Origin of the sequence: Kitasatospora sp. NPDC059827, from assembly GCF_042731675.1 — a bacterium.
GTDB lineage: Bacteria > Actinomycetota > Actinomycetes > Streptomycetales > Streptomycetaceae > Kitasatospora.
This window is the reverse complement of the sequence record NZ_JBHWIV010000080.1, coordinates 16,829-40,814: the sequence shown is the minus strand read 5'-3', so window position 1 is coordinate 40,814 and position 23,986 is coordinate 16,829. Positions and strand designations below refer to the sequence as shown.

Here is a 23,986-nt window from a genome sequence, read left to right as displayed (position 1 = left end):
TGCCGTCGCCCGCGGCCGTGATGAACAGGAACGCCTCGTCCAGCTCCACCATGGTCTGCCGGACCCCGCCGACCTTGAAGTGCCCGCCGGCCCCCGGTCAGTTGGTCACCGTCGGTGGGGCGGCGGTGATCAGCCCGGGAGCTGGCTGTTGCAGTTGCTCATCCAGGAGCTCATCAGGCTCTGGGTGTTGTAGTCGCCGGAGTGGTGTGCGGCGACGTAGACGTTGTAGATGTCGGACTTGATGGCGGAGCCGGTGTTCGGGCCGACCTGGCCGTCCTGCTGCAGGTTGCCCTTCGAGCCCTGGTAGGAGTACACCGCGTTGTAGGTGTTCTGGCCGAACTGGCCGTCGACCGAGAGGCTGGCGTTCTCGAGGTAGTTCATGGCCTGCTGGACGCACACCACCGGCTGGCCGGTGCTGCCCCACTGGATGAGGGAGGCGGCGTTGGCCGTGCCGACGGCGAGCCCGAGCGCGGCGCCCGCTCCGAGGGTGAGGGTGGCTGCGCGAAGTGCCCACTTCTTCTGCATGTCGAGTCTCCTCAGTCGCACAATCCGCAAGGGAAGCAGGAGAGTTGTGGTTTCACTCCTGCCGCTTCCGATCGTGCGCCGTCCTGCCGCCGCGGACCAGACCCGCCGACCGGGTTGGCCGAAAGCCCGTAAGGCGCAGGGGTGTTCGGGGGCGGTGCCGGGTCGGCTCGGGCGGATGGGGGCCGACCGGGCGGTCGGTCGGTGAAGTTCGACAATGGTCGACGTATTGGCCTGCTGCCATCCGAAGTCTTTACCGACCGCCGGGCCGGATCCGCCCGCGTGGCGGAATGGGGGCCTCCGGCCGGGCTGTCGCAGGCCCCGGGGGCGGCCGGTTGGCCGATAATCGCCGGTGACTGACGGAAAGTCATAACACCGCACACCGCCACCGAATGGACAGGTAGGTATCCCATGGCCAAAATCGCCGTGATCGGCGCCAATGGCGGCATCGGCAGCGCCGTCGTTGCGGAGGCGGCGGCCCGCGGGCACGAGGTCACCGCCGTGGTCCGCGAGCCGGGCCGTTACCGGGGCGCGGCGGCCCGGGTGGAGCGCGGCGACGTGCTGGACCCGGCCGACGTGGCCCGGGTGGCGGCCGGCCGGGACGTCCTGGTGAGCGCCGTCGGCGGCGGCGACGGCCCGGGCCACCTGGCGCTGATCGAGCCCGCCGCCCGTTCACTGGTCGAGGGCCTGCGGGCGGTCGCCGACGGCGCCGCGCCCCGCCTGATCGCGGTCGGCGGCGCGGGCAGTCTGGAGACCGCCCCGGGTGTGCGGGTCTGGGACACCCCGGGCCTGCCGGAGCCGATCCTGCAGATCATGCACGCCCACGGCGAGGCGCTGGACTACTACCGGACCGTCTCCGACGTCCGCTGGACGGTGCTCAGCCCGGCCGCCGAGATCGGCCCGGGGGAGCGGACCGGCCGCTACCGGACGGGCCTGGAGCAGCTGCTCACGGATGCCGGGGGCCACAGCCGGATCTCGGTGCCGGACTACGCGGTCGCCCTGGTGGACGAGATCGAGCAGCCCGAGCACATCGGCGAGCGCTTCACCTGCTGCTCGCTATAGCGTGCCGGGCTCACCCGTTCAGCGCGCCGGGCTCACCCGTTCAGCCCAGCTGGATCGACCGCTTGGCCAGCCCCATCCAGAACCCGTCGATCACGCTGCGCTGGCTGCCGAGGTCGGCCTCGCCGGCGCCGAGGGTCACGAACAGCGGCGCGAAGTGCTCGGTGCGCGGGTGGGCGAGCCGTCCGGCCGGGGCCTTGTGCTCGAAGTCGAGCAGCGCGTCCAGGTCCTGGGCGTCCAGGGCGCGCCTGCCCCAGTCGTCGAACTCGGCCATCACCGAGCTGGTCCGGCCGTCGCTGTTGAGCGCCCGCAGGTTGTGGGTGAAGAAGCCGCTGCCGATGATCAGCACGCCCTCGTCGCGCAGCGGGGCGAGCCGGCGGCCGATCTCCAGCAGGCGCTGCGGGTCCAGGGTGGGCAGGGAGATCTGCAGCACCGGGACGTCGGCCTCCGGGAACATCTCCACCAGCGGGACGTACGCGCCGTGGTCGAGCCCGCGGTCGGGGATGTCCTGGACGGGCGTGCCGGGGGCGCGCAGCAGCTTGCGCACGCGCTCGGCCAGTTCGGGGGCGCCGGGGGCGGCATACCGGACGGCGTAGTAGTGCTCGGGGAAGCCCCAGAAGTCGTAGACCAGCGGGACGGTGGTGACGGCGCCGACGGCCAGCGGGGCCTCCTCCCAGTGGGCGGAGACCATCAGGACGGCCTTGGGTCGGGGCAGGTCGGCGGACCAGGCGGCCAGCTGGCCCGGCCAGATCGGGTCGTCGGCGAGCGGCGGCGCGCCGTGCGAGAGGTACAGGGCGGGCATGCGCTCGGGGGCCGCGGTGCTCAAGGTGTCCTCCTCAAGGGAACGAGTGGGTAGTTCAAATTTGAACCTCTACTCCGGGACGGTACACCTTCGTTCGAATTTGAACAACAGGAGTAGGCTTCACCCCATGTCCTCACTGAACGAACCCCGCTGGCTCGACCAGGACGAGATGGCCGCCTGGCGGGGCTTCGTCGTCGCGAGCAACCTGCTCAACCGGCGGCTGGAGCGCCAGCTCAAGGACGACTCCGGCCTCTCGCACCAGCAGTACGAGATCCTGGTGCACCTGTCCGCCGCCCCCGGCGACTCGCTGCGGATGACCGAACTCGCCGACAAGCTGGTCACCTCCAAGAGCGGCCTGACCTACCAGGTCACCCAACTGGAGCGGATGGGCCTGGTCGGCCGCCGCTCCTGCCCCAGCGACGTGCGCGGCGTCATCGCCGAACTCACCGACCAGGGGCGGGAGACGCTCCGCCAGGCCGCCCCCGGCCACGTCGCCCTGGTGCGCGAGCTGCTGATCGACGTGCTCACCCGCGAGCAGCTCGCCGTCCTCGCCGAGGGCCTCGGCGCGGTCAGCGCCCGCCTGCGCCAGGACGACACCCCCTAACCGTCGCCCAGTGCGGCCGCCCGCTCCCGCAGCAGCTCCCGCTCCCGCTCGTTGCGGGTCAGCCCCGCCGCCCGCTCGAACTCCGCCCGGGCCTGGGCCGTCCGCCCCAGCCGGGCCAGCAGGTCCCCCCGCACGCTCGGCAGCAGGTGGTAGTCGCGCAGCGCCGGCTCCGCCGCCAGGGCGTCCACCAACTCCAGGGCGGCGGCCGGGCCCCGGGCCATCGAGACGGCCACCGCCCGGTTCAGCGCCACCACCGGCGAGGGCGTCAGCACCAGCAGCCGCTCGTACAGCGCGGCGATCGTCGTCCAGTCGGTGTCCTCGTACCGCCGCGCCCTGGCGTGGCAGGCGGCGATCGCGGCCTGCACCGAGTACGGCCCGCTGCCCGCCCGCCCGAACGCCTCGAAGCCGCGCCGGATCAGCAGCCCGTCCCAGCGCGCCCGGTTCTGCTCGGCCAGCAGCACCGGCCGCCCGTCCGGCCCGGTGCGGGCGGCCGTCCGGGAGGCCTGGAACTCCAGCAGCGCGGCCAGCCCGTGTGCCTCCGGCTCCCCGGGCACCAGCGCGGCCAGCACCCGGGCCAGCCGCAGGGCGTCCTCGCACAGCTGCGGGCGCAGCAGGTCGTCCCCGGCGGTGGCCGAGTAGCCCTCGTTGAAGATCAGGTAGACGACCTCCAGCACCGAGGACAGCCGCTGCGCCCGGTCCTCGCCGTACGGCACCTCGAACGGCACGCCCGCCTTCGCCAGCGTCCGCTTCGCCCGGACGATCCGCTGGGCCACCGTCGCCTCCGGCACCAGGAAGGCGCGGGCGATCTCCGGGGTGGTCAGTCCGCCCAGCAGCCGCAGGGTGAGCGCGATCCGCGCCTGCGCCGACAGCACCGGGTGGCAGGCGGTGAAGATCAGCCGCAGCAGGTCGTCGTCGATGTCGTCCGGGTCGGACGGCTCCGGTGGCTCCGGCGCGTCCTCCAGCGACCGTCCCACCTCGGCGAGTTTGCGGGCGTAGACCTCCCGGCGGCGCACCAGGTCGACCGCCCGCCGTTTGGCGGTGGCCGTCAGCCAGGCGCCCGGGTTGTCCGGCACGCCGTCGCGCGGCCACTGCTCCAGCGCGGCCACCAGCGCGTCCTGCGCCAACTCCTCGGCCAGGCCGACGTCCCGGACGATCCGCGCGGCCGCGGCGATGATCCGCGCGGACTCGATCCGGTACGCCGCCTCGACGACCGCCGTCGCCTCCCTCTCCGTCACGGCCACCCATCAGAGCAGCCGGCGGAGCGGGAGGCAACGTGCGCCACGGTCGCTACGCCCTGACTGCTCTTACGGCCCTTACTGCGGCGGCCGCGGCGCCTCGTCGAGCTGCCGGACCTCCGCCTCGACCTGCCAGTGCGCCGGGTGGGTCTGCAGGAAGCGCCTGGTCCACTCCAGCGCCTCCGCCTTGTCCTTGCACTGCATGATCGCGTAGCCGCCGATGACCTCCTTGGTCTCGGTGAACGGCCCGTCGGTGTAGCCGACCTTCCCGTCGGTCCAGCTCACCCGGGTGCCCTGGGCGGTCGGGGTCAGCCCGGCGGTGTCCAGCATCACCCCGGCCCTGGTGATCTCCTCGAACAGGGCCCCCATCCGCTGCTCGAACCCCGGGTCGGGCTCCCAGTCGCCCCGGGCGCTCTCGTCGATCCGGATCAGTGACATGAAGCGCGGCATGGTGACTCCTCGGTCCTGCGGGCGGGGCCGTTCCCCGCCGCTCACCCCTGCGTCGATCGGGCCGGCGCCGGATCGACATCGGCCGGGAAGAATCTTTTTCCTACCTGTCATCCGTCCGGGCCCTGCTCGCCGACCGGACGGTCACCGGGCGGTCACCGGACGATCACCGGACGGCCGCCGCCGGCGCGCACAGCAGTGCCGCCCGCAGGTCGGTGCGGTCGCGGAGGCGGGCCAGGTTGCGGCCGGTCAGCTCCTCGATCCGGCGGATCCGGTAGTGGACGGTGTTGACGTGGATGTGGAGCTGCTCGGCCGTCCGCGCCCAGGAGCCGTCGTGGTCCAGGAACACCGCCAGGGTGCCGAGCAGCGAGACGCCGTTCTCGGCGTCGTGGGCGGTCAGCGGGGCCAGCAGCCGGGTGTGGAAGGCGGCCGTCACCTCGGGCGGGATGCCGCGCAACAGCCCGTCCAGGGAGTCCAGTTCGGCGGTGCTGCCGACCGGGCCGGTGGCGCCCGCCAGCACGTACCGGGCCTGCACCAGGGCCGCCCGCAGCGCCTGGGGGGTGGCCGGGGCGGCCGGGCCGACGCCGATCCGCAGGGTGCGCCGGCCGGTCAGCCGGGCCTGGAGGGCGGGCCGGGCCCGGCGCAGCCGTTCGGCGACCCGCTCGGCGGGTGCGGCCACCAGTGCGGCGGTGAGCCCGGTGCGGTCGGTGCCGGCCGCGTACGGGGCGTCCAGGGGGTGCAGGGCCTCGGCCAGCGCGTGCGCCGCCCAGTCGGCCGGTGCCTCGTCGCCGGCCCGGCCGGGCTCGATCCGCGCGGTGACCGCCACCAGCGGGCCGGTCTCGGCCAGCCCGCAGGCGGCGAGCGGTTCGGTGAGTCCGGCGTCGTCGGCCAGCGCGTCCAGCAGCCGTCCGGCGGCCCGCCGCCGGGTGCCGGCCGCGGCCCGGGCGCGGGCGGCGAGCGGGGCGAGCAGGTCGGCGAGGCCCTGGAGCGCCGGTTCCACGGCGGGGGTGTGCGGGTGGGCGCGCAGCCGCCAGCCGTCGAAGGGGGAGGCGTCCTGCGGGCCGACCGGCAGTCCGGGCCCGCCGCGCCCGGCGGCCGGTGCGGGCTGGGGCGGGCCGGCCACCGGGCGGCCGCCGGCGGTGGCGATCGAGCACTCGGGCAGCCCGAGCCGGCCGACCGCGCGGGCCAGCACCTGGCCGGGCGCGGCCTCGGTGCGGACCAGGTCGAGCAGTTCGCTGCGGACGGTCTCCGGGATCGCCGCGGTGTCCTGCGCCCCGGCCCGCAGGTCGCCCCAGAGCCGCAGGTAGACCCGGTCGGTGACGGCCCGGAAGCTCACCCCGGCGGGCACCGCGAGCAGCGGGATGGCGTGGGTGCGGCAGGCCTCGGCCAGGCCGTCCGGGATGCTGCCGTGGGTGCCCTCGCCGGCCAGCAGGGCGGCCACCCCGGCGCTGCGCAGCGCGGTGGCGAAGCGCAGCGCGCCGGAGGCGTCGGCGGGCTGCCACCAGACCAGGCCGGTGAGCACGAGTTCGCCGGGCTGGAGGTAGCGGGCCGGGTCCTGGAGGTCGGTGGAGCTGACGCCGGTGACCGGGCGGTCGAGCAGGTCGGGGGTGCCCCAGGCCAGCCGGATGGACAGGTCGTCGAGGTGCAGCAGGTCGCCGACGATCATCTTTCGCTCGCTCTCGCCCGGGTGTCGCTCTGGTGCGCCGCGTCACTTCCTCTCGCAGATGAGAGGGATGTCGACGCATGAGCATCGTAAATGCCAGTGGAACAACCGCGAATCTTCTTGTCGGATCATCCAGTCGAGGGCCCCGTGACCGGTGTGCGGAACCAGTGGTCCACCCGATTGCCGGGTTGCTTGAATCGGTGTGCGGGGCGCGCCGGTCCTTCTCCTCCGGCGGGCGCCGCGGCCTCCGGCGTGCACCGCGACCGGTCTCGCACCTGCGAGCTGAACCGTCGCCCGGTCATCTCAGCTGCCGCTGAATGAGGGCATTCAGCGCCGCAACCGCGAATGCCGGAGCTGCCCCTCGGGTAGTCCTCCTCCCGGGCCGCAGTGGCGCGGCCCGGGAGGAAGGAGCGCCATGATCCAGGCCGGCCCCGGCGTGACCCCGGCACCACCCACCGTCCGGCTGCACGGCCACCTCGACGAGCCGGCCGAGCTGACCGTCGAGCAGCTGCGCACCCTCCCCGCGCACCGGGTCGAGGTCAGCTTCGACTGCCTGACCGAGGGCGAGCAGCGGCACGGCTACGAGGGTCCGGCCCTGCTGGACGTCCTGCTCGCCGCCCGGCCCCGGATCGACTTCTCCGGCCGCAAGCAGCGGCTGCGCTTCCTGCTCAACGTGGTCGGTGCGGACGGCCACCGGGCGGTGGTCTCCTGGGCCGAGATCGACCCGGACTTCGGCGGCCGCCGGATCCTGCTCGCCACCAGCATGGACGGCGCCCCGCTGGACGCGGACGGCCCGCAGCTGGTCGTGCCGGACGACCACTGCGGCGCCCGCTACGTCAGCGCCGTCACCGCCGTCTGGCTGGGCCCGCTCGGCGACCAGGAGCGGCCCGCCACGGGCTGACCGCCCGGCTCGCGGCCCCGGCCCGCCCCTTGCCGCGGTGCCGGGTGAGGCCCCTGGAAAACCGCTGGCCAGGGGCGGCTTTCCGTGCCAACATGCCCCATATGGGGACGATTCTGCACGGCACCCTGGTCACCCTCCGCCCGGCCACCGCCGACGACATCCCGGCGCTGGTGGCGATCCGCAGCACGCCCGAGGTGTTCGCCCGCTGGCGGGGCGGTGACGACCTGGTCGACGAGGTCGCCCGGGACTTGGAGGCGCCCGAGACCGAGACCTTCGCGATCGACGTGGGCGGCCGGGTGGTCGGCGCCGTGCAGTGGTACGCCGAGAACGACGACGAGTACCGGCACGCCGGGATGGACATCTTCCTCGACCCCTCGGTGCACGGTCTGGGCCTGGGGACGGACGCCGTGCGCACCATGGCCCGGTACCTGGTGCACGACCACCACTACCACCGGCTGGTGATCGACCCGGCCGCGGACAACCTGGCCGCCATCCGCTGCTACACCAAGGTCGGCTTCCGCCCGGTCGGCACCATGCGCCAGTACGAGCGCGGCTCGGACGGCACCTGGCACGACAACCTGCTGATGGACCTGCTCGCGGACGAACTGTCGGACGGCTGACGGCCGCTCGCCGGCCGCCCGGCGGCGGATGCCAGGGTGTACAGACATCTTGTCAGCCGACCGCCCTGAGCTGTACAGACACCTCAGCGCCACAGGAGCGATCGCAACTGATCGCCTGGCGTTCTTCCCGACGTACCGAGCAGTAGCTAGCGTTCCCCCGCCAATCACCGGCGGCCGGTCACCCCGGCCCGTCCGGACCCCACCGGTTGACGGACCCCCAGGAGAACGCCCATGCTCTCGCGCCGCACGGCCACCGCCCTCACCTCGGCGGCCGCCGCCGCACTGCTGCTCGGCGGCACCGCCCCGAGCGCCTCCGCCACCACCGCGGCGAGCCCCACCGCGCTGTCCGTCCTCGCCTTCAACGTCGACCTCGGCACCGCGATCGTCGACAGCACCCAGAACGAGCAGGCCGCCCGCCGCACCCCGGTGATCGAGCAGATCGTCCGGCAGCACAACGCCGACGTGGTCGTCCTGGACGAGCAGTTCAACAACAGCTCGACCGCCGACATCAACGCCAAGCTCGCCGACCTCTACCCGTACCGCACCCCGGTGGTCGGCGGGACCTGCTCCGGCGGCGGCTGGACGGGCGTCAGCGGCAACTGCTCCAGCTCGTGGTTCGTCATCAACGGCGGCACGATGATCCTCTCCAAGTACCCGATCACCGCCCAGTACGCCCACGTGTTCGGCAACTCCACCTACGGCACCTGGGACTACCACGCCAACAAGGGCGCGGCGCTGGTGCAGGTGAAGAAGAACGGCAGCACCGCGTGGGTGGTCGGCACCCACCTCCAGGCGGACGAGGCCGACACCTCCACCGACACCACCCAGTCCACCCGGCTCGGCCAGCTCGCCGAGATCCGCGCCTGGGTCGACGGCATCGTGGGCAGCGGCGCGCCGGTGCTGATCGGCGGCGACCTCAACGTCGAGTACTTCCACGGCCAGGCCCGCGGCGACTACGCCAACGCCCAGAACGCGGTCAACGGCGTGCTCGGCACCCCGGCCACCGTCCCGAACCAGACCCGCACCACCATGGACTGCCCGGTCTCCGCCTGGTGCCAGTACATGGCGGGCGTGGAGACCTTCCCGACCGACTACCGGGACGACCTGGACTACCTCGGCTACCTCAACGCCCCGGGCCGCCCGGTGCCGAGCTCGATGTCCGACGTGAAGGTCGACTTCGACCCGCAGGCCGGCTGGGTGCCGGGGCAGACGGACACCAACGCGCCCAGCGACCACTACCCGGTCGAGGCCACCTTCCAGCTCAACTGACCTGTGGCCTAGGGCTGTTGCCCGGCACCGCCGGCCGGGCAGCCGCAGGAGCGCCGCACCACCAGCCGGGCCGGGAAGGTCCGGGCCCCGGCGGCGCGGCGCTCCGGCCCGCCGAGCACCAGGTCCACCGCGGCCCGGGCCATCTCGTCCTGCGCGGTGGTGACGGTGGTCAGCGCCGGTCCGGCGATCACCGCCTCCGCGATGTCGTCGAACCCGGCCACCGCGAGCTCCTCGGGCACCCGGATGCCCAGGTCGTCGGCGGCCCGCAGCAGGCCGATCGCCTGGTCGTCCGTCGCGCAGAAGACGGCGGACGGCCGGTCGGGCCGGCTCAGCAGGGTGAGCGCCTCGGCGTGCGCCCGGACCCGGTCGAAGGGCGCCGGGGTGAGCCGGCCGTCGGTGGACAGTCCGGCCTCGGCCAGCGCCTCGGCCCAGCCGGCCGTCCGCCCGGTGACCGGGTCGAGCGGGCTGAGCGCCAGGGTGCCGCCGAAGCAGTGCACCTCGGCGTGGCCGTGGCCGAGCAGGTGGCGGACCACCTCGCGGGCGCCGCCTTCGTCGTCGGCCACCACGGCCACGCCGTCGACGCTCTCGGTGCGGTGGTGCAGCAGCACGACCGGGGTGCCGTCGGCCGAGTCGAAGCCGCTCAGCCCGGGGGCGGCCGGGTCCTGGGTGACCAGGATCAGCCCGTCCACCTGCATCCCCAGGAAGGCCCGGATGTAGTGCGCCTCGCGCTCGTCCGCGTAGTCGGAGTTGCCGATCAGCAGCAGCCGGCCGTGCTCGGTGGCGGCCTGTTCCACGGCGTGGGCGAGCCCGGCGAAGAAGGGCTGCCGGGCGTCCGGCACGACCATGCCGAGCAGGTCGGTCCGGCGGCGGGCCATCGCCTGGGCGACCCGGTTGGGCCGGTAGCCGAGCTCCTCCACCGCCGCGAGCACCCGCGCCCGGGTGGCCGGTGCCACCGGACGCGGTCCGTCGTTGATCACATAACTCACGACCGCCGTGGACGTCCCCGCCACCCGCGCCACATCGTCCCGTGTCACCCTCGCCATGACGGATGAGCCTACACAGCGGCTCCGACCAGCGTGTTTTCCGCGTCCGCGGGGAGGCCCCGGGCGGCCCGCCCCGGTTGCGGAGCAGGTGGTAGCGTGCCGACGCTGGCGGGACGGGCGGCAGCAGGTGCCGCCGCCGCCGACCGTGGGAGCAGGTCGATGAGCACGCCGCCGCACCGCAGGGCCGTCCGGCCGCTGCGTCCGACCGCCCGGCCCAAGGTCCGCATCGACGCGCGGGTGCGCGCCACGAGCGCCACCCGGCCGAAGGTCCGCCCCTGGCGGGCGTACGCCGTGCTGGTGGCGATCGTGCTGTTCGTGGCCGCCGGGCTGGTGCTCTACTCCGACGAGCGCTCCACCCGCGGTCGGGCCCAGGAGGTGGGCGTCGACCACCCGTCGGACTTCCTGGAGGTCGACGTGGTGCTCCAGCGGGTCGACGCGGCCGCCCAGACCGTCGCCGCCAAGATCCTGGTGGTGCCGCACGGCGCCCTGGGGACGTCCGGCATCCAGCAGATCCCGGCGCAGGACGTGGCGCTGGAGACCACCTCGCTGGAGCAGACCGTGCTCAAGTACCCGGCCGGCCAGCCGATCCCCTCCAGCCCGGTGTCGTTCAGCCTCGCCGAGGGGCGGGTCACCGACTACCCCTTCGACGGCTACCGCGCGCAGGTCGGCTTCCGGGCCACCGTCGGGGGGCGGCCGGTCCCGGTGACGATCGGGATCCAGGAGGCCGACCCGTTCTTCGCCTTCACCCAGGGGGAGAAGGAGACCGACGGCCTCGGCATCGCCGTCACCGAGCAGATCAGCCGCTCGCGCAGCACCTACATCCTGGCCTGGTTCATGATGGCGGCGATGTGGGCGCTGGCGCTGTCCGTCCTGGTGGCGGCCTGGCTGATCGTCCGGCAGCGGCGGGGGATCGTCTGGCCGGCCCTGAGCTGGATGGCGGCCACCCTGTTCGCCCTGGTCGGCATGCGCAACGCCGCGCCCGGCAGCCCGCCGATCGGCTCACTGCTGGACTACGCGGCGTTCTTCTGGGCGGAGCTGCTGGTCGCGGTGGGCCTGACCATGGTCGTGGTGCGCGGCGCCCGGATCGAGGGCGCCCACCGGCCCGGCACGTAGTACTGCCGGGGAGGTCAGTACACGTAGTCCGCGCAGACGTCGGCGGCGAGCCGCAGGGCCTGCTCCGCGCGGGGCCCGCGCAGCGCCAGCAGGGTCTGGGCGAGCGCGTCCACCGCGGCCAGGTGGGCCAGCCGGCTGGCGGTGGTCTCCAGGCCGAAGACCAGGTCCTGCCCGCCCGCGACCAGGACGCAGGTCGCCGTCTCGGTGAGCGGCGAGCGGGCGTAGCTGGTGAGCGCCAGCACCTCGGCCCCGGACGCCCGGGCGGCCCGGGCGGCGGCCACCACGCTGTGGGTGGCGCCGGTGTGGCTGACGGCCAGGCAGACGGCGCCCGGCGGCAGCCCGGCGGCGACCAGCTGGGCGGTCATCGAGTCGGCCGGGGCGTCCACCACCAGGCCGAGCGCCCGCAGCCGGTAGGCGATGTCCAGTGCGACGGCGCCGGACAGCCCGGTGCCGACCAGCAGCACCCGGGGGGCGTCGTCCAGCAGTTCGGCGGCGGCCCGCAGGTCGTCCGGGCCGAGCGTGGCGGTGATGCCCTCCAGGGCGGCCCGGGCGGCGCGCAGGGTGTCGGCGAGGGCCCGGGCGGCCGGGTCGTCGGCGTCCGGGGCCGGTTCCGCGGCGGGGGCGGCCGGGGCGTGCAGGGCGGCGGCGATCTTCAACTCCTGGAAGCCGCGGAAGCCGAGCCGCTGGCAGGCCCGGACCACCGAGGAGGGTGCCGTCCCGGCCAGCGCCGCCACGTCGCTGACGCTCAGGTGCACCAGTTCGGCGCCCCGGTCCAGCACCACCCGGGCCACCCGCGCCTCGGTGCCGCGCAGCTCGCCGAGCCTGGCCCGGATCTGCGCGGCCAGCTGGGATTCCAGGGGCGTGAAAAATTCGGAACGTTCTTCCATGGCTCTAGGGTAGCGTGGAATCCAGTTCCAGCGCCGCCGGAAATCCGGCAGGCTGACGGGAGGGGAGCTTCGCCATGTCAGAAATCGGATCGGCCGTGCCGCTGGCCGTGCTCACGGCCGCCGTGCTGCACGCGGTGTGGAACGGCCTGGCGCACCGGATCCCGGACAAGATGGTCGGCTTCGCGCTGATCAACCTGACGTACACCGCCTGCGCGGTGGTGCTGGTGGCGGTCAACCCGCTGCCGGCGGCCGCCGCCTGGCCGTACCTGCTGGCCTCCACGGTGGTCCAGACGGTCTCGACGGTCCTGCTGCTGCGGGCCTACCAGCTGGGTGACTTCGGGCAGATGTACCCGATCGCCCGCGGTTCGGCGCCGCTGCTGGTCGCCCTGCTGTCGGTCACCGTGCTCGGCCAGCACCTGGGCGCAGGCGAGCTGGCGGGCGTGGTGGTGATCTCCTGCGGGCTGATCGGGCTGGCCTTCGCCCAGGGCATACCCGGGCGGGCGCAGCTGCCCGCTCTCACGGCCGCCGCCGGCACCGGGGCGATGATCGCCGGGTACACGGTGCTGGACGGCAGCGGCGTCCGGCACGCCGGTACCGTCGGCGGGTACGTGGCCTGGCTGTTCCTGCTCCAGGGGCCGGCGCTCGTCGCGGTGGTCTGGGCCCGGCGCGGCCGCACCCTGCTCACCGGGATGCGCGGGGTGCTGCCGGTCGGGGTCCTCGGCGGGGTGCTCTCGCTGACGGCGTACGGCCTGGTGGTCTGGGCGCAGTCCCGGGGCAACCTGGCGACGATCGCGGCGCTGCGCGAGACCAGCATCGTGATCGCCGCGCTGATCGCCACCGTGGTGTTCCGCGAGCGCCTCGGCCGGCTGCGGCTGACCGCCGCGTTCACCGTCCTCGGCGGGATCGCCGTCCTGGAACTGGCCCGGCCCTGAGCCCTGGCGCCCGGGGCTCAGGGTCAGGGCCCTGGGCTCAGGGCTGGACCCGGAGGCCTCAGGCGGCGTCCGGCACGATCACGGTCAGCGAGGTCTCCCGCAGCTCGAAGCCCAGGGCCTCGTAGACCCGGCGGGCCGGGTTGCCCTCGGAGACCACCAGGTGCACGTCGGCCAGCCCGCGCCCGGCGGCGTCCGCGACCGCCCGGCGGAGCAGGTCGGCGCCGAGGCCGCGGTAGCCGCGCCGCGGGTGGCGGAAGACCTCCGCGACCCAGGGCAGGCCGTCGCGGTCGGTCAGCACGGCGGCGCCGACCACCCGGTCCTCGGCGTCCACGGCGAGCAGGCTGGACGGCAGCACCGGGCCGATGGCCTTCCCGGCCAGCAGCGGGCCGATCCGCTCGGCCAGGGCCCGGGCGTCGTCCCCGGGGAAGTGGTCCACGTGCGCCGGGTCGAAGGCGGCCCGCCACGGCTCCAGCAGCTCCTCGGGCGCGCGGTCGCAGGGCACCGCCCGCAGCCCCTCCCGCAGCGGCGCCCCGGCCCAGTCGGCGGGCGGGGGATCGGCGCGCAGGTCCCGCCGGAAGGTGTGGGCGTGGCGCAGGGCCGTCGCCCCCTGCGCGAGCAGTCGCTGCCCGAGCTCGGGGCTGCCGGAGACCACCCAGCCCGCCAGTTCTGCGCGGACGTACGCCACGGCGTCCGCCGAGTCGTCCAGCACCTCCAGCAGGTCGGCCCAGGGGCGTCCCTCCCGCTCGCCCTGCTGGTACCGCAGCACCGGCGCTCCGGCGCCGTCGTGCCTGATCACCCAGTCCGTTTCGGGCATGGCCCCACCCCACTTCGCGAGAATCACGAGAATCACGAGATCGTTCGTCGGCGGCCCATGCTCACCAGAACCGGAGCGTCCCGGCAACCGGTTTTCGACCGGACCAGCTGCGGGTCGCTCAGCCCACCACCGCCGCCCGGACGCAGAGCACGTCCGGCAGGTGGGAGACCAGCAGTGACCAGGTCTCGCCCTCGTCGCGGCTGCCGTACACGTCGCCGGTCCGGTTGCCGAAGTAGATCCCGGCCGGGTCGGCGTCGTCGGTGCGCAGGGCGTCGCGCAGCACGATGCCGTAGTGGTCCTCGCCGGGCAGCCCGTCGGCCAGCTGCTGCCAGCTGGTGCCGCCGTCGGTGGTGCGGAAGACCCGGCAGCGGCGGCCGGGCGGGATCCGGTCGTCCGAGCCGCCGAGCGGGAAGAGGTAGGCGGTGTCGCCGCGGCGCGGGTGGGTGGCGACCGCGAAGCCGAACTCGGCGGGCAGGCCGTCAGCGATGGAGCGCCAGCTCCCGCCCCGGTCGTCGCTGCGGTAGACCCCGCCGTGGTTCTGCAGGTAGAGCCGGTCGGGGTGGACCGGGTCGGCGGCGATCTTGTGCACGCACTGGCCGAACTCGGGGTACTGGCGCTCCTCCGGGAAGAACTCGGCGCGCAGGCCGGTGTTGGAGGGCTCCCAGCTGTCGCCGCCGTCCTTGCTGCGGTAGACGCCGCCGCTGGAGACCGCGACCAGCAGCCGTTGCGGGTCGCGCGGGTCGGTGAGGACGGTGTGCAGGCCCTGGCCGCCGTAGCCGGCGCCCCACGCGGACCGCTGGGGGTGGTTCCAGAGCGGTTCGACCAGGGTGAAGCTCTCGCCCCCGTCGGTGGAGCGGAACAGTGCGGCGGGTTCGGTGCCCGCGTACACCACCCCGGGGGCCTCCGGTCCGGCGGGCTGGAGCTGCCAGACCCGGGTGAGCGAGGCTCCGGTGGACTCGGGGAAGCGGATCGCCGGCCGGGCCGGCTCGTGCCAGCGGGCGCCGAGGTCGTCGGAGCGCCACACCGAGGGCCCCCAGTGGCTGCTGTCGGCGCCGACCAGCAGTCTGGTGCGGCCCTCGCGGCGGTCGATCGAGACGGAGTAGATCGCGTTCATCGGGAAGTGCGGCCCGCTGAACTTCCAGTCCAGCCGGTCGCGGCTGCGGCCGAGAAAGAGGCCCTTCTCGGTTCCGACGGCCAACAGCACCTCGGTCATGTCTCACACCACCTGATCGCGAGCGGCCCCCCGCGACGGCCCCCCGGGACGCGGCGACGCGACCCCACCGCCCAGTGTCCCGCCGTCCACCGGCGGTCACATCTCGCCGCGCCGCGCCCCCTGAGGGGGAGGGGTGCCCCGGGGGGTGCCCCGGGGGGCGTCCGGAGGTGCCGGGGGGATCACCCCCGGCAGCCCTCCAGCAGCCGCAGCCACACCTCGCTGATCGTCGGGTAGGCGGGGACGGCGTGCCAGAGCCGGTCGACCGGCACCTCGCCGACCACCGCGACGGTCGCCGAGTGCAGGAGTTCGGCGACGGCCGGGCCGACCAGGCAGGCGCCGATGATCACCTGCCGGTCCAGGTCGAAGACCACCCGGGCACGGCCGCGGTAGTCGTCGGCGTAGAGCGAGGCCCCGGCGACGTTGCCGATCTCGTGGTCGACGGCCTTGACCCGCAGTTCGAGCCGCTCGGCCTCGGCCAGGGTCAGGCCGACGGCCGCGACCTCGGGTCGGGTGAACACCACCTGCGGCGCTCCGGCGAGGTCGGCGGACGCGGAGTGCGCGCCCCAGCGCGAGGTGTCCAGTGCGCGCCCCTCGGCCCGGGCGGCGATCGCCCCGCCGGTGATCCGGGCCTGGTACTTGCCCTGGTGGGTGAGCAGCGCCCGGTGGTTGACGTCCCCGGCGGCGTACAGCCACTCGCCGTCCACGCCCAGCACCGTGCAGCTGTCGTCCACGTCCAGCCAGCTGCCCGGCCGCAGTCCGACCTGCTCCAGCCCGATGTCGGCGGTGCGCGGGGCCCGGCCGGTGGCGTACAGCACCTCGTCGACGGTCAGCCGCTCGCCGCCGGAGAGCGTCAGCACCGCCGGCCCGGTGGCGTCGGCGCGCTCCAGGGCCGTCACCTCGGTGCCGAAGCGGAGGTCCACGCCGGCCTCCCACAGCCCCTCGGCCACCAGCTCGCCCGCGAAGGGCTCCATCCGCGGCAACAGGGTGTCACCGCGCACCAGCAGCACCACCTCGGAGCCGAGCGCCCGCCAGGCGGTGGCCATCTCCACGCCGACCACCCCGCCGCCGACCACCGCGAGCCGCCCGGGGACGGTCGGCGAGCCGGTCGCCTCCCGGTTGGTCCACGGGTGGGCCTCCGCCAGCCCGGGCACGGTGGCGGGCAGCACCGGGCGGCTGCCGGTGCACACGGCGACGGCGTGCCGGGCGGTGAGCACCCGCTCGGTGCCGTCCTCCGCCTCCACCGTGACGGTCCGCACGCCCGCCAGCCGGCCGTGGCCGCGGACCAGCTCGATGCCGGTGTCCCGCAGCCACTGCACCTGGCCGTCGTCCTTCCAGTGCGAGGCGAAGGAGTCCCGGCGGGCGAGCACCGCCGCCGCGTCCAGCCGTCCGTCGCCGACCGCCTCCCGGGCGCCGCCCACCGCGCGGGCGTCGTCCAGCGCGGCGGCCGGGCGCAGCAGCGCCTTGCTCGGCATGCAGGCCCAGTACGAGCACTCGCCGCCGACCAGTTCGGCCTCCACGATCACCGTGCTCAGGCCCGCGGCGACGGTCCGGTCGGCCACGTTCTCGCCGGTCGGCCCGGCGCCCAGGACGATGACGTCGTACTCCCCGGTGGTGCTGCTGGTCATGTCCGGTCCTCCGTGGTCTCGCGGGTCGCCCGGTCCCCGACCGGGTGCGGCGTGCGCCCCATCCTGCGACGCGGACCGGCCGGAGTACGGGCGAACACGCCAACCGTGATCAGATCGCCGCGAGTTCCGCGAGCAGCGCGGCGGTGTCGGCGGGGCGGGAGAACATCGGCCAGTGCCCGGTGGGCAGTTCGCGCAGCTCCCAGTTCGGCCCGTCCAGCCCGACGAACCACGGGTGGCCGGCCGCGATCATCTCCCGCACCCGGTCGAGCGGGAAGGAGCAGGAGACCAGGGCCTGCGGCAGGGCGGCCCCGGCGCCGGTCAGCCGGAGCCGGTCCCGGTACGAGCCGACCGGCTGCGGGGTGACCCGGGTGCGGATCCGGTCCAGCGCGGCCCCGTCCAGGCCCTCGGTGCTGGACCCGTGGGCGGCCAGGTACTCCCAGGAGGGCATCGGGAGCCGGCCGTCGACCGCGGTGGCGTCGGCCTCGGCGCGGAAGTCGGGCTGCCACAGGTCGTACACCGAACCGCCGTCGGCCATCGGCCCGCTGTCCAGGTAGGCCACCCGCCGGAACCGCTCCGGCATCCGGTCCGCGACCCCGCCGACCGGGGCGCAGGCGCCGCTGTGGGCGACCAGCACCACGTCCCACAGGTCCTCACGCACCAGCAGGTCGGCCAGGTCCGCGATCTGCTCCTCCAGCCCGAAGTCGCCCTGCTCACCGGCCCGTTCGGCGAGCCCGGGCAGGCTCACCGGGTGGACCCGGTGCCCGGCCGCGCGCAGCGGCGCGACCACCCCGTCCCAGGCCCAGGCGCCGAGCCAGAATCCGGGAACCAGTACGAAGGTGCTCATGGTGGACCGTCCTTCCGCGGTGGGGACCCCCGTCATCCGCGACTCTAGGAGCGGATCGGGGGCGGAGCCCACCGGATGACCCGGCCCGGGAGGGGCGTCCCCGGCGGAACACCCGGAGAGCCGCAGCTCCCCGGGCCCCCGGACGCCCCAGGACGCCCCAGGACCCAGCGCCCAGGGCCCAGGGCTCACGGCCCAGGACTCAGGGCTCGGAGATCAGGCCTGGCCCTCGGCCGCCTGCTCCTCCGCCACCTTGCGCTTGACCTCGGTCATGTCCAGCTCGCGGGCCTGGCCGATCAGGTCCTCGAACACCGGCTCCGGCAGCGCCCCGGCCTGGGAGAAGATCAGCACGCCCTCGCGGATGATGGCCAGCGTGGGGATCGACTGGATGCCGAACGCGGCGGCCAGCTCCTGCTGGGCCTCGGTGTCGACCTTGGCGAAGACGAGGTCCGAGTGGCGCTCCGCGGCCTTCTCGTACACCGGGGAGAACTGGCGGCACGGCCCGCACCACCCGGCCCAGAAGTCGATCAGGACGAAGTCCTTGCCCTCCGGGCCCGGGACGATGTCGTCGAAGTTCTCCTTGGTCAGCTCGACCGTGTTGCTCATCTCGCGGGTCCTTCCCTTCCGAAGGTGCCGGTACGGATCATGCGCCCGGGACAACGGTGATGCCCGCCGGGGTATTCCGGGCCCGGCCGGGATTGAGCACCGGGCGGCCACCGTCCGTACTGAGGGGTGTCCAGTCCGTTCACCGACGCGGGAGGCTCCCCATGCGCAGCACCCCACCCCGCACCCGCCGGGCCGTCGTGCTCGCCGCCTCCGGCCTCGCCGCGGCGGCGCTGGTCGCCGGCTGCGGGTCCTCCGGATCGAGCAAGTCGAGCGCGCCGAGCCCGTCGAGCAGCTCGAGCGCCCCGGCCGCGGCCACCCTCCGGACCGCCGACGACCCCAAGCTCGGCACCATCGTCACCGACAGTGCGGGCTTCACGCTCTACCGCTTCGACCAGGACCAGAGCAACCCCTCGGACTCGTACTGCAACGGTAACTGCGCCACCCTGTGGCCGCCCGAGCACGCCGGCGGCGACATCACGGTCAAGGGCATCGACAGCAAGCTGGTCGGCAGCTTCACCCGCGACGACGGCACCAAGCAGGTCACCGTCAACGGCTGGCCGGTCTACCGCTACTCGCCGGACGCCAAGCCCGGCGACACCAAGGGCGAGGGCGTGGCCGGCCAGTGGTTCGCGGTGACCCCGACCGGCGGCAAGGCGATGCCGAGCGGCACCCCGGCACCCGCCACCCCGGCACCCGCCACCCCCACACCGACGCCCACCCCGCCGTCGTCGGGCTACTGACCGACGGCCGCCCGACCACGACCGACCAACATCGGTCACTACTGACCGACCGATGACCACCACTGACCATCGCCCTCGACCGGGAGGCCCGGGTGCGCAACCATGAAGTGGTGACCGAGGAGCACCCCGCCGCACACGGCCAGGGGGCCGCGGACGAGGAGCTGATGCGGGCCCTGTACCGCGAGCATGCCGGACCGCTGTTCGGCTTCGTGCTCCACCTGGTCGCCGGGGACCGGCAGCGCGCCGAGGACGTCGTCCAGGAGACCCTGGTCCGGGCCTGGCGCAACATCCACCGGCTCGACCCGCAGGTCGGCTCGCTGCGCCCCTGGCTGGTCACCGTGGCCCGCCGGATCGTGATCGACGGCCACCGCAGTGCCGGCGCCCGCCCGCGCGAGGTGGACGCGGCGGCCCTGGAACAACTGCCCGCCGAGGACGAGATCGACCGGGCGCTGCGGATGATGACCGTCGCCGACGCGCTCGCCGACCTCTCGCCCGCCCACCGCGAGATCATCGTCGAGACCTACCTCAAGGGCCGCACCGCCAAGGAGGCGGCCGCCGTCCTCGGCATCCCGGCCGGAACCGTCCGGTCGAGGGTGTTCTACGCACTGCGCTCGCTCAGGCTCGCGCTGGAGGAACGGGGAGTGACATCGTGACCGAGCGGCCCGACCTCCGCCCCGGCCCGTCCGGTGGCCCCGAGCACCTGGACGTCGCGTCGTACGTCCTCGGCCTGCTGGAGCCCGCCGAGCGCGCGGCCTTCGAGCGGCACCTGGCGGACTGCCCGCAGTGCACCGGGCAGGTCGGCGAACTGGGCTTCGTGGAGCCGATGCTGGGCGAGTACGTGGCGTCGGCGCGGGCCGCCGGGCTGGACCCGGCCGACTTCGCGCCGGCGCCGGACGGGCGGCTCCTGGACCGGCTGGTCGCCGAGGTCGCGGCCGGCCGGCGGCGTGGCCGGGTGCGGCGGCTGGTGCTCGCCCTGGCCGCGACCGCGATGGTCGCGGCCGGCCCGGCCGTCACGGCCGCGGTGCTCACCGCGGAGACCACGCCCGCCGTGGTCGCCGTCGCCGAGCAGTTCAGCGCCAGCGACCCGGCCACCGGGGCCAAGGCCACCGTCGGCGTCGACGGCACCACCTGGGGCAGCCGGGTCAGCCTGCAACTCTCCGGCGTACAGGGTCCGTTGACCTGCCGCCTGGTCGCCGTCTCGCACGGCGGCGAGCACCAGACCGTCACCACCTGGTACGTCCCGGCGGACGGCTACGGCGAACCCGACGCCCCGGGCGTGCTGCGCACCACCGGCGGGGCGGCCATGCAGCCGGGCGCCATCGACCACTTCGAGGTGCGGGTCCAGAACTCCGACGCCCTGCTGGTCTCCGTCCCCGCGCACCGATCGTGACCGCGCACCCGGGGTGACCGGGCACCGATCGTGACCGCGCACCCGGGGTGACCGGGCACCGATCGTGACCGCGCACCCGGGGTGACCTGGCACCGACCGTGACCGGTCAGGACCGGTTCAGCCCGGAAGGTGCAGCACGACGTACCCCATCAGCCGCCGCACCCGGGCCGCGCCCAGGTGGGCGGGCCAGTGCGGGTTGGGCTCGCCGCCACCGGTCATGTGCTCCCGCCGCCAGGTCCGGCCCCAGCCGACCCGCAGCTCCTGCTGGAAGCTGTGCCACCGGCCGCACGGGCACGGCACCAGCACCCGGGCGCAGGTGCGGCACAGTTCGGCCCGGTCGTGGCCGGTCGACACCTCCACCGTGGGTCCTTCCTCCCCGCAGGCCGGGCAGCCGGGCAGTTCGGCCCCGTCCAGCAGCGCGTTCTGCCGTCGGACGTAGTCGGGCAGGCGCAACGCCGGGTGCAGGAAGGGGTCGTGGCGCCAGGCGTCGTTCGGCGAGGTCCACCAGGGCTGGTTCCACCACACCGGAGTCGCCGCCCGGCGGCCGTCCCGCTTCTCGGCCCGCCGCTGCGCCGCGTACTGCTCCGCCCGGGCCAGCCACAGCTGCCGCGCCTCGTGCAGTTCCTCCACCGCTCGCACCAGGGACTCCGGGTCGGCCTCCAGGTGCCGGGGCATCCGGGCGCCGACGGTCAGGTGGTGGTAGGTCGCCCGCAGGCCGTACGGGGCGAAGCCGGTCAGGCAGGTGCGCAGGGCGCTGTGGCGGCGGTGGACGGGCAGCGCGGCGTCGAGGACCAGGGCCTGGTGGGTGTGGAAGCTGGTCACGGCGCCGGCTCCTCGCCGTCCTCGGGGGTGGCCGCCCCCGGGGCCGGAACCGGCACCGTGGGCGGCGGTGTCATCCGGCGATCATGCCGCAGACCCGGGCCGCGCGGCGAGCGGATTCACGCCGTCGCCGGGCGGGGCTCAGCGCGGTCCGCCCTGGGCGGCGTCCGCCGCGATCGCCGCCAGCACCCGCCCGCAGCGCCGGACGAAGGCGTGCTGGAGGAGCGGGAACAGCGGGCCGACCAGCCGGGCCCACCAGGCGACCGGCCGGCTGAACGCGGTGACGCCGAACCAGACCGTCCCGTCGGGCGCCAGCTCGACCAGGAAGGTCTCCTCGCCCCGGCCGAGGTGCCCGGGCCTGGTCCCGTAGGTGAAGCCGTACCGGTCCGGGCCGTCCACGGCGGCCAGCACCCGGTTGGGCGCGCCCGCCCGCAGCGGACCGACGCCGATCGCGCAGCGGACGGCGACGCCCGGGGCCGCCCGGTCGGCCTCCGCGTCGATCCGGACCCCGGCCAGCCGGTGCATCCGCCAGCCGAGCAGCGCGGCCCCGGCGACCTCCAGGGCGGCGCGTCCGTGGCCGATCGGGGCCCGGTGCCGCAGGTGGTGGTAGCCGGCGGGCAGCTCGCCGGTGCGGCTGGCGCCCTGCTCGGGGTAGCTGTAGTCGGCTCCGGGGTGGCCGGGGTCGGTCCCGGGGTGGCTGTGGTCGCCCCCAGGACGGCCGGGGCCGGTCCCGGGGTGGCTGCGGTCGTTCATCGGGCGTCCTCCGCGGTGGTGATCCGGCGCCAGGCGAGGAGCGCGCAGAGCGCGAAGCCGAGCGCGTTGCCGAGGCCGTGGGTGGCGGCCATCCAGGCCAGGGTGGGGTGGGGGAGTCCGGCGGCCCGGCCGAGCGCCCACCACAGGGCGAGCAGCATGGTGAGCGCCAGCACGCCCGAGGAGACGGTGAGCAGTCCGGCGGTGACCGGGTCGGCCGCGCGGGGGCGCAGGTCGCGCCAGCTGACCAGGCCGACCAGCCACATCCCGGTGCTGAGGACGACCGCCCCGGCGAACTGCCACCAGTTGCCGAGGAAGTACCCGGCGAGCACCAGCAGGGTGCCGGCCGGGACGCTGAGTGCCGCGCAGCGGGCCGCCGCGGAGCCGGGCGCCGAGGCGCGGCAGACCAGTCCGGCGACCAGCGCGGCGGTGAATCCGGCGTAGTGGAAGTGCGGGACGGTCAGGGCCAGGATGTGCGGTTCGAAGCCGAACAGCGGGTAGCCGGAGCGTTCGGCGACCAGCGCGACCCCGGCCACCGAGGGCGCGGCGAGTGCGGTGAGCACGGCGATCTCGGCGGGGGCGAGCGAGCGGGTGCGGGCCAGTCGCCGGGGCGCGTGCAGGGCGACGGCCAGGGTGCCGAGGGCGTAGAGGACGGCGGTGGCGGTGGCGAGGCCGCCGCGGGGCAGCCAGAGCGACAGCGCCCCGGGGACGGCGGCGAGCGGCCAGAGCCGGCGGATCCGGGCCAGCCCGGGTTCGTCGACCAGGGCCAGGCCGAGCGGCAGGACGGCGCCCATGCCGAGCAGGACCAGTAGGTCGACCAGTTCGGTCGTGCCCTTGTCCATGGCGGGCACACCCCCTCTTGAACGCGTTCAAATACCCTTCGTCCGCGACTCTACGTCGCCGAGTTGAACATGTTCAACCTGACCCCGGACCGGCTGGCCTGGTGATCACGCTGGGTGCGGCGCACTCTGGAGGAGTAACCGATGGAGGTGATCCGCCATGCAGACTCTGGTCGGTTGGCACATCGAGATGGAGTTCCGCGAGGAGGGCGCGCGGACGACCGCCGCCGCCCTGCTGCGGCTCGGCGACGGGACGGAGGTGCGGGCCCACGGCTACAGCAGCCGCCACCCCTCCGACCCGGAACAGCTGCGGGTGGGCGAGGAGATCGCGGGCGCCCGCGCGCTCAACGACCTGGCCTCGCAGCTGCTCACCAAGGCCCACGGCGAGATCCAGGACGTCAGCCCGGTCCCGACCCACCCGCTCTCGTGACCGCCCCGCACCCGGACGGCGGCCAAAGCCAGGCCGGACGGGACCCGAACCGGCCGCGCATCCCGCTGATCTGCCCGCGCTGCGGCCACGAGCAGCGGGTCGTCCCCGGCGGCCCGGAGCGGGCGGTCAGGGTCGTGCACCTGGGGACCGGCCGGGAAGCCTGCGAACCGGGGGACCTGGCCCGGGCCCCGGACGACGGGGCCTGACCGGCGACGCCCCGAACGCCGGCGCCGGAACGCCGGGCGCCGGAACACCAGGCCCGGAAACGCCGAGCACGGGAAGCGCTGAGCATCGGAAACGCCGAGCGCCGGGCCCCGTTCCCACGGTTCCCGGCACTCGACGCGCTCCGGGGTGCCCGAAGCCCTTCCGCGCCGCTCAGTTGACGCAGTACGTCCCCGGCGGTCGCCACTCCGGCCCGACCAGCCGCTGCTCCAGCTCGTTCGGCGTGATCCGGATCCCGACCGTCCCGGACAGCCCGACCCGGAACCGACTCCGGGCCAGCGTGAGCAGGGCCGTCAGGCCGTACTTGTTGATCAGTGAGGTGCGGTAGCGCGCGGTCGCGTCGGCGTCGCAGAGCCGGGCGCGGGCCGGGAGCCGGCGGCCGGTGGGGCGCCCGTGGGCGTCGCAGGGGCCGATCAGCACCCGGGGGTGGCGGCGGATCCGTTCGGCCTCACCGGAGTGGGCCGGGGTCCAGACGCCGAGCGCCCGGCCGTCCGCGACCACCCACAGCTGGGTGTCCAGTCGGCTGCCGTCGTCGCCGAAGGTGGTCAGCAGGAGGTACCTGCTGTCGGCGAGCCGGTCGGTGGGGTCGTGCATGATCTC

General features: G+C 74.7%; 28 protein-coding genes and 1 pseudogene. 12 read left to right on the top strand and 17 right to left on the bottom strand.

All coding sequences use genetic code 11. The features are described from left to right. Together ACFV8H_RS33585 and ACFV8H_RS33580 are read right to left on the bottom strand one after the other, a co-directional pair. A pseudogene (locus ACFV8H_RS33585) lies at nucleotides 1-94 on the bottom strand (roadblock/LC7 domain-containing protein); the annotation flags it as partial. Between the two features lie 35 nt (nucleotides 95-129). Next, a complete protein-coding gene (locus ACFV8H_RS33580) occupies nucleotides 130-525 on the bottom strand; it encodes a peptidoglycan-binding protein (protein ID WP_380407468.1) in 396 nt (131 codons plus the stop codon). Nucleotides 526-933: 408 nt separating this feature from the next. Between ACFV8H_RS33580 and ACFV8H_RS33575 the strand changes: the two genes are divergently transcribed. After that, the gene (locus tag ACFV8H_RS33575; protein ID WP_380407466.1) at nucleotides 934-1,584 is read left to right on the top strand and encodes an NAD(P)-dependent oxidoreductase; all 651 of its coding nucleotides are present in this window, start codon (nucleotides 934-936) and stop codon (nucleotides 1,582-1,584) included. Nucleotides 1,585-1,624: 40 nt separating this feature from the next. On the opposite strand, the gene ACFV8H_RS33570 is transcribed toward ACFV8H_RS33575, so the two are convergent. Beyond that, nucleotides 1,625-2,407, bottom strand: coding sequence for a dioxygenase (locus tag ACFV8H_RS33570; protein WP_375891230.1), 783 nt, complete (start codon nucleotides 2,405-2,407; stop codon nucleotides 1,625-1,627). Nucleotides 2,408-2,519: 112 nt separating this feature from the next. Between ACFV8H_RS33570 and ACFV8H_RS33565 the strand changes: the two genes are divergently transcribed. Continuing rightward, nucleotides 2,520-2,987 carry a MarR family transcriptional regulator gene (locus tag ACFV8H_RS33565; protein ID WP_360237449.1) on the top strand — a complete coding sequence of 156 codons (468 nt, stop codon included), beginning with the start codon at nucleotides 2,520-2,522 and terminating at the stop codon, nucleotides 2,985-2,987. On the opposite strand, the gene ACFV8H_RS33560 is transcribed toward ACFV8H_RS33565, so the two are convergent. The 3 genes from ACFV8H_RS33560 to ACFV8H_RS33550 all read right to left on the bottom strand — a co-directional run bounded on the left by ACFV8H_RS33560 (nucleotide 2,984) and on the right by ACFV8H_RS33550 (nucleotide 6,335). Continuing rightward, nucleotides 2,984-4,222: an RNA polymerase sigma factor gene (locus tag ACFV8H_RS33560; protein WP_380407464.1), complete on the bottom strand. Its 1,239-nt coding sequence runs from the start codon at nucleotides 4,220-4,222 to the stop codon at nucleotides 2,984-2,986. The two genes, ACFV8H_RS33565 and ACFV8H_RS33560, sit on opposite strands and share 4 nt — an antisense overlap. Nucleotides 4,223-4,300: 78 nt before the next feature. Next, nucleotides 4,301-4,672 (bottom strand): YciI family protein, encoded by a 372-nt coding sequence (locus ACFV8H_RS33555; protein WP_380407462.1) that lies wholly within the window; start codon nucleotides 4,670-4,672, stop codon nucleotides 4,301-4,303. Nucleotides 4,673-4,835: 163 nt separating this feature from the next. Then, entirely contained in the window at nucleotides 4,836-6,335 is a 1,500-nt protein-coding gene (locus ACFV8H_RS33550) for a PucR family transcriptional regulator (RefSeq protein WP_380407460.1), read from the bottom strand. A 412-nt stretch (nucleotides 6,336-6,747) separates the two neighbouring features. Between ACFV8H_RS33550 and ACFV8H_RS33545 the strand changes: the two genes are divergently transcribed. From ACFV8H_RS33545 to ACFV8H_RS33535, 3 genes are all read left to right on the top strand, one after another. Continuing rightward, on the top strand, nucleotides 6,748-7,233 hold the full coding sequence (locus tag ACFV8H_RS33545) for a molybdopterin-dependent oxidoreductase (protein ID WP_380407458.1): 486 nt from the start codon (nucleotides 6,748-6,750) through the stop codon (nucleotides 7,231-7,233). Nucleotides 7,234-7,334: 101 nt separating this feature from the next. Next, entirely contained in the window at nucleotides 7,335-7,853 is a 519-nt protein-coding gene (locus ACFV8H_RS33540) for a GNAT family N-acetyltransferase (protein ID WP_380407456.1), read from the top strand. Nucleotides 7,854-8,084: 231 nt separating this feature from the next. Further along, the gene (locus ACFV8H_RS33535) at nucleotides 8,085-9,122 is read left to right on the top strand and encodes a sphingomyelin phosphodiesterase (protein WP_380407454.1); all 1,038 of its coding nucleotides are present in this window, start codon (nucleotides 8,085-8,087) and stop codon (nucleotides 9,120-9,122) included. A gap of 8 nt (nucleotides 9,123-9,130) precedes the next feature. Here the strand turns inward: ACFV8H_RS33535 and ACFV8H_RS33530 are convergent, their stop codons facing one another. Further along, the gene (locus tag ACFV8H_RS33530) at nucleotides 9,131-10,165 is read right to left on the bottom strand and encodes a LacI family DNA-binding transcriptional regulator (protein ID WP_380407452.1); all 1,035 of its coding nucleotides are present in this window, start codon (nucleotides 10,163-10,165) and stop codon (nucleotides 9,131-9,133) included. 159 nt (nucleotides 10,166-10,324) lie between these two features. Here ACFV8H_RS33530 and ACFV8H_RS33525 point away from each other — a divergent pair, with 159 nt between their 5' ends. Further along, nucleotides 10,325-11,278: a DUF4436 family protein gene (locus ACFV8H_RS33525; protein ID WP_380407450.1), complete on the top strand. Its 954-nt coding sequence runs from the start codon at nucleotides 10,325-10,327 to the stop codon at nucleotides 11,276-11,278. Nucleotides 11,279-11,292: 14 nt separating this feature from the next. Here the strand turns inward: ACFV8H_RS33525 and ACFV8H_RS33520 are convergent, their stop codons facing one another. Next, nucleotides 11,293-12,165 carry a MurR/RpiR family transcriptional regulator gene (locus tag ACFV8H_RS33520; RefSeq protein WP_380407448.1) on the bottom strand — a complete coding sequence of 291 codons (873 nt, stop codon included), beginning with the start codon at nucleotides 12,163-12,165 and terminating at the stop codon, nucleotides 11,293-11,295. Nucleotides 12,166-12,239: 74 nt separating this feature from the next. Here ACFV8H_RS33520 and ACFV8H_RS33515 point away from each other — a divergent pair, with 74 nt between their 5' ends. Continuing rightward, nucleotides 12,240-13,097: an EamA family transporter gene (locus tag ACFV8H_RS33515; protein ID WP_375891249.1), complete on the top strand. Its 858-nt coding sequence runs from the start codon at nucleotides 12,240-12,242 to the stop codon at nucleotides 13,095-13,097. A gap of 58 nt (nucleotides 13,098-13,155) precedes the next feature. On the opposite strand, the gene ACFV8H_RS33510 is transcribed toward ACFV8H_RS33515, so the two are convergent. From ACFV8H_RS33510 to ACFV8H_RS33490, 5 genes are all read right to left on the bottom strand, one after another. Beyond that, the gene (locus ACFV8H_RS33510; RefSeq protein WP_380407446.1) at nucleotides 13,156-13,911 is read right to left on the bottom strand and encodes a GNAT family N-acetyltransferase; all 756 of its coding nucleotides are present in this window, start codon (nucleotides 13,909-13,911) and stop codon (nucleotides 13,156-13,158) included. Between the two features lie 118 nt (nucleotides 13,912-14,029). Further along, a complete protein-coding gene (locus ACFV8H_RS33505) occupies nucleotides 14,030-15,124 on the bottom strand; it encodes a WD40/YVTN/BNR-like repeat-containing protein (RefSeq protein ID WP_380407444.1) in 1,095 nt (364 codons plus the stop codon). A gap of 179 nt (nucleotides 15,125-15,303) precedes the next feature. Beyond that, the gene (locus tag ACFV8H_RS33500) at nucleotides 15,304-16,749 is read right to left on the bottom strand and encodes a dihydrolipoyl dehydrogenase family protein (protein WP_380407442.1); all 1,446 of its coding nucleotides are present in this window, start codon (nucleotides 16,747-16,749) and stop codon (nucleotides 15,304-15,306) included. Between the two features lie 109 nt (nucleotides 16,750-16,858). Next, entirely contained in the window at nucleotides 16,859-17,593 is a 735-nt protein-coding gene (locus ACFV8H_RS33495; RefSeq protein WP_380407440.1) for an alpha/beta fold hydrolase, read from the bottom strand. Nucleotides 17,594-17,806: 213 nt separating this feature from the next. Further along, nucleotides 17,807-18,250 (bottom strand): thioredoxin family protein, encoded by a 444-nt coding sequence (locus ACFV8H_RS33490; protein WP_380407439.1) that lies wholly within the window; start codon nucleotides 18,248-18,250, stop codon nucleotides 17,807-17,809. 107 nt (nucleotides 18,251-18,357) lie between these two features. Here ACFV8H_RS33490 and ACFV8H_RS33485 point away from each other — a divergent pair, with 107 nt between their 5' ends. The 3 genes from ACFV8H_RS33485 to ACFV8H_RS33475 all read left to right on the top strand — a co-directional run bounded on the left by ACFV8H_RS33485 (nucleotide 18,358) and on the right by ACFV8H_RS33475 (nucleotide 20,326). Next, nucleotides 18,358-18,936, top strand: coding sequence for a hypothetical protein (locus ACFV8H_RS33485; RefSeq protein ID WP_380407437.1), 579 nt, complete (start codon nucleotides 18,358-18,360; stop codon nucleotides 18,934-18,936). A 92-nt stretch (nucleotides 18,937-19,028) separates the two neighbouring features. Next, nucleotides 19,029-19,589, top strand: a complete 561-nt coding sequence (locus tag ACFV8H_RS33480) for a sigma-70 family RNA polymerase sigma factor (protein ID WP_380407435.1) — start codon at nucleotides 19,029-19,031, stop codon at nucleotides 19,587-19,589. Beyond that, entirely contained in the window at nucleotides 19,586-20,326 is a 741-nt protein-coding gene (locus ACFV8H_RS33475; RefSeq protein WP_380407433.1) for a zf-HC2 domain-containing protein, read from the top strand. The genes ACFV8H_RS33480 and ACFV8H_RS33475 overlap by 4 nt, the downstream gene beginning before the upstream one ends. A 117-nt stretch (nucleotides 20,327-20,443) precedes the next feature. Here ACFV8H_RS33475 and ACFV8H_RS33470 read toward each other — a convergent pair whose 3' ends face one another. From ACFV8H_RS33470 to ACFV8H_RS33460, 3 genes are all read right to left on the bottom strand, one after another. After that, nucleotides 20,444-21,148, bottom strand: coding sequence for a hypothetical protein (locus tag ACFV8H_RS33470; RefSeq protein ID WP_380407431.1), 705 nt, complete (start codon nucleotides 21,146-21,148; stop codon nucleotides 20,444-20,446). 138 nt (nucleotides 21,149-21,286) lie between these two features. Next, entirely contained in the window at nucleotides 21,287-21,898 is a 612-nt protein-coding gene (locus tag ACFV8H_RS33465) for a DUF1990 family protein (RefSeq protein ID WP_380407429.1), read from the bottom strand. Then, nucleotides 21,895-22,737, bottom strand: a complete 843-nt coding sequence (locus ACFV8H_RS33460; RefSeq protein ID WP_380407427.1) for a YndJ family protein — start codon at nucleotides 22,735-22,737, stop codon at nucleotides 21,895-21,897. The genes ACFV8H_RS33465 and ACFV8H_RS33460 overlap by 4 nt, the downstream gene beginning before the upstream one ends. A gap of 157 nt (nucleotides 22,738-22,894) precedes the next feature. Between ACFV8H_RS33460 and ACFV8H_RS33455 the strand changes: the two genes are divergently transcribed. Both ACFV8H_RS33455 and ACFV8H_RS33450 read left to right on the top strand, forming a co-directional pair. Next, the gene (locus ACFV8H_RS33455) at nucleotides 22,895-23,164 is read left to right on the top strand and encodes a DUF1876 domain-containing protein (protein ID WP_375891271.1); all 270 of its coding nucleotides are present in this window, start codon (nucleotides 22,895-22,897) and stop codon (nucleotides 23,162-23,164) included. Then, nucleotides 23,161-23,370, top strand: coding sequence for a hypothetical protein (locus ACFV8H_RS33450; RefSeq protein WP_380407425.1), 210 nt, complete (start codon nucleotides 23,161-23,163; stop codon nucleotides 23,368-23,370). Before ACFV8H_RS33455 ends, ACFV8H_RS33450 begins: the two co-directional genes overlap by 4 nt. A 169-nt stretch (nucleotides 23,371-23,539) precedes the next feature. Here the strand turns inward: ACFV8H_RS33450 and ACFV8H_RS33445 are convergent, their stop codons facing one another. Beyond that, nucleotides 23,540-23,980 (bottom strand): PPOX class F420-dependent oxidoreductase, encoded by a 441-nt coding sequence (locus ACFV8H_RS33445; RefSeq protein ID WP_380407423.1) that lies wholly within the window; start codon nucleotides 23,978-23,980, stop codon nucleotides 23,540-23,542. Between the last annotated feature and the right edge of the window lie 6 nt (nucleotides 23,981-23,986).

Bases quoted from the DNA above. Each gene is read 5' to 3' on its own strand.
- ACFV8H_RS33580 (WP_380407468.1), bottom strand. From the start codon at position 525: ATGCAGAAGAAGTGGGCACTTCGCGCAGCCACCCTCACCCTCGGAGCG.
- ACFV8H_RS33550 (WP_380407460.1), bottom strand. From the start codon at position 6,335: ATGATCGTCGGCGACCTGCTGCACCTCGACGACCTGTCCATCCGGCTG.
- ACFV8H_RS33530 (WP_380407452.1), bottom strand. From the start codon at position 10,165: ATGGCGAGGGTGACACGGGACGATGTGGCGCGGGTGGCGGGGACGTCC.
- ACFV8H_RS33540 (WP_380407456.1), top strand. From the start codon at position 7,335: ATGGGGACGATTCTGCACGGCACCCTGGTCACCCTCCGCCCGGCCACC.
- ACFV8H_RS33555 (WP_380407462.1), bottom strand. From the start codon at position 4,672: ATGCCGCGCTTCATGTCACTGATCCGGATCGACGAGAGCGCCCGGGGC.
- ACFV8H_RS33505 (WP_380407444.1), bottom strand. From the start codon at position 15,124: ATGACCGAGGTGCTGTTGGCCGTCGGAACCGAGAAGGGCCTCTTTCTC.
- ACFV8H_RS33510 (WP_380407446.1), bottom strand. From the start codon at position 13,911: ATGCCCGAAACGGACTGGGTGATCAGGCACGACGGCGCCGGAGCGCCG.
- ACFV8H_RS33515 (WP_375891249.1), top strand. From the start codon at position 12,240: ATGTCAGAAATCGGATCGGCCGTGCCGCTGGCCGTGCTCACGGCCGCC.
- ACFV8H_RS33545 (WP_380407458.1), top strand. From the start codon at position 6,748: ATGATCCAGGCCGGCCCCGGCGTGACCCCGGCACCACCCACCGTCCGG.
- ACFV8H_RS33575 (WP_380407466.1), top strand. From the start codon at position 934: ATGGCCAAAATCGCCGTGATCGGCGCCAATGGCGGCATCGGCAGCGCC.
- ACFV8H_RS33460 (WP_380407427.1), bottom strand. From the start codon at position 22,737: ATGGACAAGGGCACGACCGAACTGGTCGACCTACTGGTCCTGCTCGGC.
- ACFV8H_RS33465 (WP_380407429.1), bottom strand. From the start codon at position 21,898: ATGAACGACCGCAGCCACCCCGGGACCGGCCCCGGCCGTCCTGGGGGC.
- ACFV8H_RS33485 (WP_380407437.1), top strand. From the start codon at position 18,358: ATGCGCAGCACCCCACCCCGCACCCGCCGGGCCGTCGTGCTCGCCGCC.
- ACFV8H_RS33500 (WP_380407442.1), bottom strand. From the start codon at position 16,749: ATGACCAGCAGCACCACCGGGGAGTACGACGTCATCGTCCTGGGCGCC.
- ACFV8H_RS33495 (WP_380407440.1), bottom strand. From the start codon at position 17,593: ATGAGCACCTTCGTACTGGTTCCCGGATTCTGGCTCGGCGCCTGGGCC.
- ACFV8H_RS33455 (WP_375891271.1), top strand. From the start codon at position 22,895: ATGCAGACTCTGGTCGGTTGGCACATCGAGATGGAGTTCCGCGAGGAG.
- ACFV8H_RS33525 (WP_380407450.1), top strand. From the start codon at position 10,325: ATGAGCACGCCGCCGCACCGCAGGGCCGTCCGGCCGCTGCGTCCGACC.
- ACFV8H_RS33535 (WP_380407454.1), top strand. From the start codon at position 8,085: ATGCTCTCGCGCCGCACGGCCACCGCCCTCACCTCGGCGGCCGCCGCC.
- ACFV8H_RS33520 (WP_380407448.1), bottom strand. From the start codon at position 12,165: ATGGAAGAACGTTCCGAATTTTTCACGCCCCTGGAATCCCAGCTGGCC.
- ACFV8H_RS33445 (WP_380407423.1), bottom strand. From the start codon at position 23,980: ATGCACGACCCCACCGACCGGCTCGCCGACAGCAGGTACCTCCTGCTG.